Raw genomic sequence first — 10,207 nt, 5'->3', positions numbered from 1 at the left:
ATGAAAGGGGAAAAAAGCGCGGGGCCGACGGCCCCGCCGCTGCCGTCGGTCAGGCGGCGTCGAGTTCGCGGCCGCGGGTCTCGGGCAGCGTCAGCGCGGCGACGATCACCACGCCGTACGCGGCGACCGCGAAGATGCCGATGCTCGTGCCGAGCCCGTACTGCTTGGACAGCGCGCCGATCAGGAACGGGAACAGCGCGCCGATCGCTCGGCCCACGTTGTAGCAGAAGCCCTGGCCGGAGCCGCGCACGCGGGTCGGGAACAGCTCGGTGAGGAACGCGCCCATCCCCGAGAAGATGCCCGATGCGAAGAAGCCGAGCGGGAAGCCGAGCCACAGCATCGACGCGTTGGTCAGGTTCAGCGACGTGTACGCGAACGCGATCACCATCGAGCCGACCGCGAACAGGATGAAGTTCGGCTTGCGGCCGAGGCGGTCGGTCAGGTATGCGCTCGTCAGGTAACCGACCCACGAACCGAAGATGATCATCGCGAGATAGCCGCCGGTGCCCATCACCGTCAGGTGCCGTTCCGTCTTCAGGAAGGTCGGCAGCCACGTCGTGATCGCGTAGTAGCCGCCCTGCGCGCCGGTCGTCAGCAGGGCCGCGCGCAGCGTCGTCGTGATCAGCTTCGGCGCGAAGATCTCGGTGAGGCGCGGCGCATCGGCCACTTTCGCCTGCGCGGCCTTCTCCTTCTCGTAGACGTCCGGCTCCTTCACGTAGCGGCGGATCGCGACGACCAGCAGCGCGGGCGCGAGCCCGACGAGGAACAGCGCGCGCCACGCCTGCTCGGCCGGCAGCACCGAGAACAGCAGCGCATACAGCAGCGCGCACAGCCCCCAGCCGATCGCCCAGCCCGACTGCACGAGGCCGACCGCCCTGCCGCGGTCGCGCGCGCGGATCACTTCGCCGATCAGCACCGCGCCGGCCGTCCATTCGCCGCCGAAGCCGAAACCCATCAGCGCACGCGCCGCGACCAGTTGGTGGTAGTTCTGCGCGAGCCCGCACAGCGCGGTGAACACCGCGAACCACAGCACCGTGAGCTGCAGCGTGCGCACGCGGCCGATGCGGTCGGACAGGATGCCGGCGATCCAGCCGCCGAGCGCCGACGCGAGCAGCGTGATCGTGCCGATGAAGCCTGCGTCGGCCAACGAGATGCCCCAGGTCGCGACGAGCGTCGGGATCACGAACGACAGCATCTGCGTGTCCATTCCGTCGAGCATGTAGCCGACCTTGCAGCTCCAGAACGCGCGGCGTTCGCGCGGTTGCGCATCCGCGTACCACGAGAACAGGCCGCTGCGCTCGCGGCTCGCGGGCTCGGCGGCGGGCGCCGCGAGGGTCTTGCTTTCCATGGTGGTGCTCCTGTCGTTGTGCGCCGATCAAATGGCGTGTGGTGCGGTGTGTCTGTCGTAGGTGTGTCGCGTGCGGGGCCGGCGGGTCAGAACACGGCCAGCGACGCGTTCGTGATGTCGGTCATCAGCATGTGGCCGGGCGTATGCGCGATCGCGATCGGCAGCTTCGCGTCCATCAGCGCGGTTTGCGGCGTCACGCCGCACGCCCAGAACACCGGCAGCTCGCCGTCGCGGATCGTCACCGCGTCGCCGAATTCGGGCGCATCCAGATCCGCGATGCCCAGTTCCCGCGGGTGCCCGATATGGATCGGCGCGCCGTGCACGCCCGGAAACCGGCTCGTGATCTGCACCGCGCGGATCGCGTCGGCGCCGCGCAGCGGCCGCATCGACACGACCAGCTGGCCGCCGAAAATCCCCGCGCGGCGGTTCGCGATCGACGTGCGGTACATCGGCACGTTGCGCCCCTCCTCGACGTGGCGCAACCCGATCCCTTCGCGGGCGAGCATGTCCTCGAACGAGAACGAGCAGCCGATCGCAAATACGACGAAATCGTCGCGCCACAGCGCTTCGAGCGATTCGACCTGCTCGGTCAGGCGGCCGTCCCTATATACGTTGTAGCTCGGCACGTCGGTGCGGATGTCGAGATCCTCGCCGAGCGCGGCGATCCGGAACGCGCCCGGTTCGCCGACGCCGAGCAACGGGCAGGCCTTCGGGTTCGCCTGGCAGAAGCGCAGGAAATCGTGCGCGTACGCGTCGGGCAGGATCGCGAGGTTCGCCTGGGCAAACGGGCCGCAATGGCCGGCGGTCGGGCCGCGGAACGCGCCGCGGCGCACGGACTGGCGAAATTCGGAAGGCGTCATGATGGTCGGTCGCAGATCGGGATGGCGGGGCGATGACGGCGGTGTGTCATCGGATATGGCGAAGAATAGAAAGGAAAAAATTTTGTCGCCAACGAGTTTTTTTGCGCCCGTTGTATAGAATTTCTTAACGGGTCTGCGGGTTTTCCCCGGTCCCGTTCACTTTTCGTCGCCGGCAAGCTGCGCATCCATTGCTCGCCCGACTGCCATGAACACGCGTTTTCTCGAAACCTTCGTCATGCTCGCGAAGCTGCGCAACTTCCGCACGACCGCGGCCGCGCTGCACGCGACGCCGGCCGCGATCTCGCAGCGCCTGAAGGCGCTCGAGGACGAACTGCATACCGTACTCGTCGATCGCGACAGCCGCGCGTTCCGGCTCACGCCGAACGGCGAATACCTGCTCGGCTATGCGAAGGCCGTCGTCGAGGCGACGCAGGAACTGCAGGCCGCGGCGTCCGGCGAGCGCGCGCTGCGCGGCAAGCTGCGGCTCGGCGTGATCGAGACGGTCGTGCACAGCTGGCTGCCGCATTACATGCGGCGGCTCGCGGCCGACTATCCGCAACTGGAAATCGACCTGACCGTCGACGTCAGCGTCGTGCTGCAGCGCCGGCTGATGGCCGGAGAACTCGACCTGATCATTCGCGTGGAGGGCAGCGACGAGGCGTCGGTCGTGTGCGACGCGCTCGCGAACTACCCGGTGCGCTGGATCGCGCGCGCCGGGCTGCTGCCGAACACGCGCACCGGCCTCGCGCGGCAGGTGCTGCGCCAGCCGATCCTCACCTACGGGCGCGGCACCGCGCCCCATCGCGCGCTGGAAGACATCGTCCGCACGCTCGCGCATGCGCACGGCGTGCCGCTGTCGGAGACGCGCATCACCGGGTCGCCGTCGATCTCGGTGATCGTGCAACTGGTGCGCGACGGTTTCGGCGTCGCCGCGATTCCGGTGCTGTTCGTCGATGCGCTGATCGAAAGCGGCGAAGTCGTCGAGCTGCCGCTGCAGCCGTCGCCGCCGTCGATCGTCGTGTCGATGTCGCGGCGAACGGACGCGCCGCGGTTCGTGCACGGTGCGTCGATCGCCGCGCGGGCGGCGTGTCATGAGTATTGCGAAAAGAGCACGCGCTTGCTGGTCGAAGCGCTTTGACCCCGACGCGCTGGATGACGCACGTTCGACATCGCCGCGCGAATCGCCCACAATCGCGATCGGCGCGTCGCCATATCGGCGCCGCGCATCGTGAATGACGGCCCGGCCGTCCGGCATTCGTCGCTTCGCATGATCGTGCACCACGAGAAGGCAACATGCAGATCCGCTCCGCTTCGTCCCGCCTGAACCTCGCGCGCGTCGTGATCGTCGCGCTGTATGTCGCGTCGCTGCTGCTGCCCGTCGCGGCCGAACCGCCGAATGCGGTCGGCGCGGTAAGCTGGTTGCACGGCTACACCGTGCTCGCGCTCGGGCCGCTCGCGATCCTCGACCTGCAATTCGCGTGGCTCGGCAACCCGCTGCTCGTCGTCGCGCTGCTCAGGCCGAGCCGTACCGTGTCGGTGCTACTGGCCGTGGTCGTCGTCTTTGCGCTCGGCTGGCATACGATCCCGACCGATGCGAACTACGAAACGATCCGCACGTTCGGGGCCGGATACTACTTGTGGATCGCGGCGATGGTGGGCGCCGCCGCGCTGCCGTGGATCGATGGGCGCGAGCGGCAGGATGGCGTGACGCGAAGCGGTGCCGTCGGTGCCGTGGATGGGGTCGTACCGAACGGTGCTGTCACCGACACCGGCACCGGCGGCCCGGCCCTGCCGAATGCCGCGCCGGCATCGACGCGTCCGCCTGCCCGGCAGCGCGGCTGGACCGTGACGGCAACCGATACGCGCATCGCGTCGACCGATCAGACCGGGACGACACGCGGCATCGCGCTGTCCGACCTCGGCGCGATCCTGATCGAAACCAACGACCAGGGGCCGTTCGTGTCGGATGTCTGGTGGATCCTGTTCGATACGAACAAGCAGTTCGCGTGCGCCTTTCCGCAGGATGCCGAAGGCGCGAAGGCGGCGGTCGACCGATTGCTCGACCTGCCCGGCATCGACCACCGCAAGGTCATCGACGCGCAGACGTCGATCCAGAACGCGACGTTCCCGATCTGGGCGCGCGCGGCGCGCGAACCGGCCACGCCGGGAGAAACCGGCGCGACCGCGTGACCGGCGACCGTTACGCGGAGGGCTCCGCACGCGGCGGCGTCAGCTTGCCGTCCCCGTACTCGCGAAGCACCTGCGAAATCACGACGCGATACCCGTCCAGCCAGCGCGCCTGCTTCGCCTTGGCTTCGAGATGCGCAGGATGCCGCATCAACTGCCGCAGCGCCGCCTCGGATTCCCAGTAGTAGATATTCTGGATCAAGCCGGCTTCCGCGTTCTCCCACGTTTCCTCGCCGAGATAGCCGGGCGTCGCACGCGCCATGTTGGCGATCTGCCGGTCGAGCCGGTGGAATTCGTCGTCGTACTGCCCGGCACGAAAAATGAAGGTCGACGCGTACATGCCCGCTCACTCTGCCACGATGAAAGAGCGCCAAGTGTAAGGCACGCACGGCGTGCCGCGATCGTCGTCAAGCGGCGAGCGGAGCGGCGGCGGCGCGATCGTCGAGCCACGCGTCGATGCATGACGCATCGTCGCGCGTGACGGCAGTGGGTGACGGCATGGCCGCGAGCGCTTGTCGCGCCCGTTCCAGCGCCTGGGCGAAGCCACGCAATTCGTGCGTCGCCGGCCGGTCGTCGGGCCGTCGGCACGCGAGCGCCGCTTCGACGTTCGTGCCGATCAAGGCCAACTGCGCGTCGATGAAGTCGATGCACAGCGCGCGGCAATGCGCGGATACCTGAGCGACGACGAGCAGGACCGGCACGATCGACACGGTCAGGTAGCCGCCGGGCGCCAGCCGCGACAGCGCATGGCGCAGGTCCTGCCCCCCGTCGATCAGCGACGCGAATACGGCGTCGCGCCACACCGCGCGCTCGAACACGAGCGCATCGCGATACGCGTCGAGCGCCGCACGATCCGCGACCTGCCCGGCCGTCACCAGCGGAATCGGGAACGACGATTCGTTCGTGGATTGCACGCTCCCGGCCTCGACGATGCAGTTCGCGCCCAGCCACGCCGCATCGTCGCGTCGTGCCGCGAGCACGCGGGCCTGCAACCGGTCGGGCAGCATCGGATCGAGCGGCACCGCGCGGCAGATCGACGGCTTGTTCGCGTGCACGCCGCAGCGGCCGTCGTCGGCGAGCGCCGCGCAACGGCCGAGCGACGGATAGTCGTAGCCTTGCAGCGTCAGCGCGAGCCATTCGCCGCGCACGCCGCCGCCGCGATGAAACAGCCGGTCCGCCAGCGCATCGGCGGCCGCGACGTCGTCCGCATCGAGCGTGTGCTCGCGCCCGCCCGCCTGCCAGCGTTCGCCGATCCGCCGCTTCGGCACGCGACGAATCGTCAACGCGCCGACGAAGCGATGCCGATGCCGGAACAGTTCGCGCAACGACAGCGTCGGCGCGCTGTTGCAGCAGCGTCCGCACGCGTTGCACGCGAGCAGGTAGGTGTCTACCACGGCCGCCGCACCGAATCCTGGTAGCGCGTGAGGATGAAGCGCGCGACGTCGTCCGAGTGATACGCGGCGACGAGCTGCGCGACCCACGGCTTCGCACGATCGGTGTCGCGCACCGTGAGCACGTTCGCATACGGCGAGCGGGCGTCCTCGAGGCTGATGCTGTCGCGCGCGGGCTCCAGCCCGGCGCGGGCCGCATCGTCGCTGTCGATCGCGACGAATGCGGCCGTATCGAGCGCCGCGTAAAGCCGGTCGCGGCGCAGCGCGACGAATTTCAGCGCGAGCCGGTTGCCCGTCACGTCGCGCAGCGTCGCATGCAGGCCGGCTTTTTCGCGCAGCGTCACCAGCGTGTCGTTCTGCAGCAGCACGAGCGCGCGCGCCATCCCGCGCGGATCGACGGGCAGCGCGACCGTCGCGCCCGGTTGCAGTTCGTTCAGGTTCTTCAGCTTGCGCGAATAGAATGCCATCGGCAGCGTGACCGTCGGCGCGACGGCGGTCAGCGCATAGCCTTTCGCCGCGCGCGTGGCGCTCAGGCGCTGCGCATCCTCGAAGCTGGCCGCGTCGATCCGCCCGTCGGCCAGCGCCGTGTCGATGCGCGACGCATCGTCGAATTCGACGACGTCGACGCCCAGCCCGCGCGCGGCGGCCACCTTCTTCACTTCGTCGAGGATCTGCGCATGCACGCCGCGCGTGACGCCGACGCGCACGGCCGGTGCCGACGCTTCGGCAGCCATCGTCGATCCCTGCGACATCAGCACGCAGGCACCGAGCAGCCACACCGAAACGAATCGCCCGATACCCGTCGTCACGACGCGTCCCTCAGGATCGTGCGAAACCCGATATGCGATGCGCCGAGATCCGCTTCCTGCTGTTCGCGCGACGATGCGCGATAGCGCACGCAGTAATCGCGCGAACACAGGAACGAGCCGCCCTTGATGACCATCGGCGTATCGTGCCGGCGCGTCGGCGGTGCGACGGCTGCGGTGTCGCCGTTCGTATGCGACTGATGCGGGCCCGTGTACGCATCCTTCGTCCATTCCCATGCGTTGCCGATCATGTCGTAAAGACGAAAGCCGTTCGCGGCATAGCAGCCGACGGGCGCCAGCCCCGCGTGACCGTCCTCGGCCGAGTCGAGCACTGGAAACGCACCCTGCCAGTAGTTCGCGGTCGGCTTGCCGTTCGCGTCGCGCGGCGCCGCATCGAGCGACGCGTCATCGCGGCCGGCCTTGCCCGCGTATTCCCATTCGGCCTCGGTCGGCAGGTCGCGGCCGAGCCAGTGCGCATACGCGAGCGCATCGCGCTGCGTGACGAGCGTCACCGGCAGGTTGCCGAGCCCGTCCACGTCGCTACCGGGCCCGCGCGGATGCCGCCACGACGCGCCCTTCACCCACGACCACCACGCGAGGTCGCCTGCATTCATCTCGTCGCGCGTCGGCACATGGAACACCGCCGCCCCGCCCTGCTGCTCGGCCTCGGTCACGTAACCGGTCGCCTGCACGAAGGCTGCGAACTGCGCGATCGTCACGTCGGTCTGGTCGATCCAGAAGCCGCCGACGCGCGTCGTGCCGTCGCCGACCGGACGCTCGTCCGCATAGCCGCGCGTGCTGCCGAACACGAACGCGCCGCCGCGCAGGTGCACCATGCCCGCCGTCGGATCGTCGCGCCACTTCGCCGGCAGCCCCGAATAGCGCTTGCACTCGCGCTCCGAACCGAGCGGCGCAAGCGCGCGGCCGCGATTCAGATCGTCGAACGCGCCGCTTGCCGACGCCGCCGGATTCGCATAGCCCATCGCGAACGCGGCGGCGAACAGCGTGGCGGCCAGCGCCGCGCCGATCGTCCAGAAGCGGAGCCGCATCGTGTTGCTCCCGGGATCAGTAGTAGCCGCGCGGACGCAGCGGCTCGACGCCGCCGACGTTGCTCATGTACGCCTTCCACTGATCGACCAGCGTGCCGATCACCGACGGGTTCTGCGCCGACACGTCGGTCGTCTCGCCACGGTCCGCCGCGAGATCGTAAAGCTGCCAGTGACCGTCGAGCGGGCCGAGCGGCGGCTCGGTCCACAATGCCTTCCAGCGACCGTCGGCGCTGCGCAGATACGCGCGGCCGTATGCTTCGTCGCCGAACGGCGTCGTATGCACTTCGCCCGTCGTCGAACCGGTGAGCACCGGCAGCAGCGACTGGCCGGTCACCGGATACACGTAGCGGTTGTTGTAAACGACCTTGCCCTTGTTCTGGTCGACGCCCGTCAGCGTGTTCACGAGCGGCGGCGCCGGTTGCGACGGCGGCGTGACGCCCGCAACCGCGAGGAACGTCGCCGTGTTGTCGGTCACGTGCGTGAATGCGAGCAGCGTCGGCAACGGTTGCGACTGGCCCGGCAGGTGCACGATCGTCGGTGTCGACACGCCGCCTTCGCCCGAATAGCCCTTCGTGAGCCGGAACGGCGCCGCGCTCACTTCGGCCCAGCGCAGCCCGTACTGCAGGCGCTGTGCGTTCTGCTTGCCGTTGTCGGTGCCGAGCGTCGAGTAGATCGGGTCCTGTCCGTTCGCGGTATCGGTTGCGGTCGGGTCCGCGCCGGAATCGATCGGCCAGCCTTCCGCGCCGTTGTCCGACTGGAACATGATGAACGTGTTGTCGTATTCGCCGATGTCCTTCAGATGCTGGATCAGCAGGCCGATGTTGTAGTCGAGGTTCTCGACCATCCCCGCGTAGATCTCCATGTAGCGCGCCTGCGCCTTTCGCTCGGCCGGCGACAGGCTCGACCACAGCTTGTCGACCTTGCCGGAGCCGTAGTCGCTGTAGCCGTCCGCGGCCGAATGCACCGCGCTGATGTACTTCGCGCTGGCCGTGCCGTTGTTCGCGGTCGCGGGCGATGCCGCCGTCGTCTCCGGCAGCCCGTCGAACGGCTTGAAATCGGCCGGAATCAGGCCGAGCGCCTTCTGCCGCGCGATCCGCGCGTTGCGGATCGCATCGTAGCCGGCGTCGTACACGCCCGCGTACTTGTGCAGCCACGGATCGGGCACCTGCAGCGGCCAGTGCGGCGACGTGTAGGCCGCGTACGCGAAGAACGGCTTGCCGTCCTGCTTGTTCGCATCGATGTACGAGATCAGCTTCTGCGTATAGAAATCGGTCGAATAGAACACGGCCGGGCTACCGCCCGCGCCACCCGGTTGCCCGGGCTGGCCCGGCTGCACGTAGCGGCCGTCTTCCGTGTAGTTCGACGAGCCGGCCGGCTCGTGCGCGAAGTGGTTCGTCGCCGCGCCGCCGAGCAGCACGTAGCTGCGCTCGAAGCCCCACTGGTCGGGTGTCTGGCCGCTGCCCGTCGTACTGCCGACGATCCCCGAGCCGATGTGCCACTTGCCCGCGATATACGTGTGATAGCCGGCGTCCTTCAGCAATTGCGCGAACGACAGCGCGCGATCGTTCAGGTAGCCCTCGTAGCCGGGCAGCCCGCGCCGCTCGTCGGTCGGCACGCCCATCGTGCCCTCGCCGACGAGATGGTGATCGGTGCCCGACACCAGCATCGCGCGCGTGATCGCGCAGACGGTGCCCGTGTGGTGGTTCGACAGGATGCGGCCCGACGCGACGAGCGCGTCGAGGTTCGGCGTGTTGATTTCGCCGCCGAACGCATGGATGTCGGAATAGCCGAGATCGTCGGCCATGATGTACAGGATGTTCGGGCGCTTGGCCGCGGGCGTCGCGCTGGCCTGCGGCGGCGGACTGCTGTCGACGCCGCCGCACGACGCGAGCGACACCGCGCCGGCAATCGCGGCGCAGACGACACGGAAACGAAAAGCATGCAACGGCGACGCGGACTTTTTCATTCTTGTTGACGCTCGATCTACGGGAGCGGCGATCTTAGCGTCGCGCGCGCAGCGCCCAAAGTCGGATTCGTCACATGCTAACGGGGTGGGGGAATATGTCCGGCGCAAATGAAAGGTTCATGTAATAATCCGCGATCGATGAGGAGAAAGCCAAAATGTCGAAATACCAGCGCTTTTCGAAGCCTTCCAGGCAAACGTCCGTCGCAAGCGTTGTCGCGACGGTCAACGTCCTCCAGAAGTTAGGTGCGGATGCAACGATCTGCAAACTGATTGTCTCCACAACGATCATGACTCAAACCGGTCGCCATCCCGAAGTACTCGCACCGGGCTCGCACAGCTATCTCGGCCTGAAGGCGAACACTGCAATTCGGAGTGCGCAATGAATTGGCTTGCAGACCGATTGCTTCTCATCGTCACGGCACTGATCGTCACGGCCGCAGGTTGGGCGATCATCAGCGCGACAGGCGAATGGTTTCCGCTTCTGATGACGGTGACCGCGTTAGCTTCACTGTGGATCGAAAACTCGCGGCTGCGCAAGCTGCTCGAACAAAACGGTATCGATCCGCGCCGACGCAAGCGTTAGTCGCCCGAAAAAAGCGA

11 protein-coding genes are annotated in these 10,207 nt (G+C 67.9%); 4 read left to right on the top strand and 7 right to left on the bottom strand.

Annotation, left to right across the window (positions count from 1 at the left end):
* Nucleotides 1–49: 49 nt before the first annotated feature.
* Both HWX55_RS24225 and HWX55_RS24220 read right to left on the bottom strand, forming a co-directional pair.
* A complete protein-coding gene (locus HWX55_RS24225; protein ID WP_175883896.1) occupies nt 50–1,348 on the bottom strand; it encodes an MFS transporter in 1,299 nt (432 codons plus the stop codon).
* Nucleotides 1,349–1,434: 86 nt separating this feature from the next.
* Nucleotides 1,435–2,208, bottom strand: coding sequence for a putative hydro-lyase (locus tag HWX55_RS24220; RefSeq protein WP_175977576.1), 774 nt, complete (start codon nt 2,206–2,208; stop codon nt 1,435–1,437).
* A 205-nt stretch (nt 2,209–2,413) separates the two neighbouring features.
* On the opposite strand from HWX55_RS24220, the gene HWX55_RS24215 reads away from it, so the two are divergent.
* Together HWX55_RS24215 and HWX55_RS24210 are read left to right on the top strand one after the other, a co-directional pair.
* Nucleotides 2,414–3,346 carry a LysR family transcriptional regulator gene (locus HWX55_RS24215; RefSeq protein ID WP_050017235.1) on the top strand — a complete coding sequence of 311 codons (933 nt, stop codon included), beginning with the start codon at nt 2,414–2,416 and terminating at the stop codon, nt 3,344–3,346.
* A gap of 155 nt (nt 3,347–3,501) precedes the next feature.
* Nucleotides 3,502–4,398 carry a hypothetical protein gene (locus HWX55_RS24210; protein ID WP_175977575.1) on the top strand — a complete coding sequence of 299 codons (897 nt, stop codon included), beginning with the start codon at nt 3,502–3,504 and terminating at the stop codon, nt 4,396–4,398.
* 10 nt (nt 4,399–4,408) lie between these two features.
* Here the strand turns inward: HWX55_RS24210 and HWX55_RS24205 are convergent, their stop codons facing one another.
* From HWX55_RS24205 to HWX55_RS24185, 5 genes are all read right to left on the bottom strand, one after another.
* Nucleotides 4,409–4,735 carry an antibiotic biosynthesis monooxygenase gene (locus tag HWX55_RS24205; RefSeq protein ID WP_175977574.1) on the bottom strand — a complete coding sequence of 109 codons (327 nt, stop codon included), beginning with the start codon at nt 4,733–4,735 and terminating at the stop codon, nt 4,409–4,411.
* A 67-nt stretch (nt 4,736–4,802) separates the two neighbouring features.
* Nucleotides 4,803–5,789, bottom strand: coding sequence for a YkgJ family cysteine cluster protein (locus HWX55_RS24200; RefSeq protein WP_175977573.1), 987 nt, complete (start codon nt 5,787–5,789; stop codon nt 4,803–4,805).
* Nucleotides 5,783–6,538 (bottom strand): MetQ/NlpA family lipoprotein, encoded by a 756-nt coding sequence (locus HWX55_RS24195; RefSeq protein WP_175977596.1) that lies wholly within the window; start codon nt 6,536–6,538, stop codon nt 5,783–5,785. The genes HWX55_RS24200 and HWX55_RS24195 overlap by 7 nt, the downstream gene beginning before the upstream one ends.
* 53 nt (nt 6,539–6,591) lie before the next feature.
* Nucleotides 6,592–7,641: a formylglycine-generating enzyme family protein gene (locus HWX55_RS24190; protein WP_175977572.1), complete on the bottom strand. Its 1,050-nt coding sequence runs from the start codon at nt 7,639–7,641 to the stop codon at nt 6,592–6,594.
* A 16-nt stretch (nt 7,642–7,657) separates the two neighbouring features.
* Nucleotides 7,658–9,607, bottom strand: coding sequence for an arylsulfatase (locus HWX55_RS24185; protein ID WP_175977571.1), 1,950 nt, complete (start codon nt 9,605–9,607; stop codon nt 7,658–7,660).
* A gap of 155 nt (nt 9,608–9,762) precedes the next feature.
* Here HWX55_RS24185 and HWX55_RS24180 point away from each other — a divergent pair, with 155 nt between their 5' ends.
* Both HWX55_RS24180 and HWX55_RS24175 read left to right on the top strand, forming a co-directional pair.
* The gene (locus HWX55_RS24180) at nt 9,763–9,990 is read left to right on the top strand and encodes a hypothetical protein (RefSeq protein WP_175977570.1); all 228 of its coding nucleotides are present in this window, start codon (nt 9,763–9,765) and stop codon (nt 9,988–9,990) included.
* Nucleotides 9,987–10,190, top strand: a complete 204-nt coding sequence (locus tag HWX55_RS24175) for a hypothetical protein (RefSeq protein WP_175977569.1) — start codon at nt 9,987–9,989, stop codon at nt 10,188–10,190. The genes HWX55_RS24180 and HWX55_RS24175 overlap by 4 nt, the downstream gene beginning before the upstream one ends.
* The last annotated feature ends 17 nt before the right edge of the window (nt 10,191–10,207 follow it).

The sequence above is a fragment of the Burkholderia sp. BCC1047 genome (assembly GCF_902833155.1).
Classification (GTDB): domain Bacteria; phylum Pseudomonadota; class Gammaproteobacteria; order Burkholderiales; family Burkholderiaceae; genus Burkholderia; species Burkholderia sola.
The sequence above is the reverse complement of the archived record's forward strand: the minus strand, read 5'-3'. Positions and strand labels throughout refer to the sequence as shown.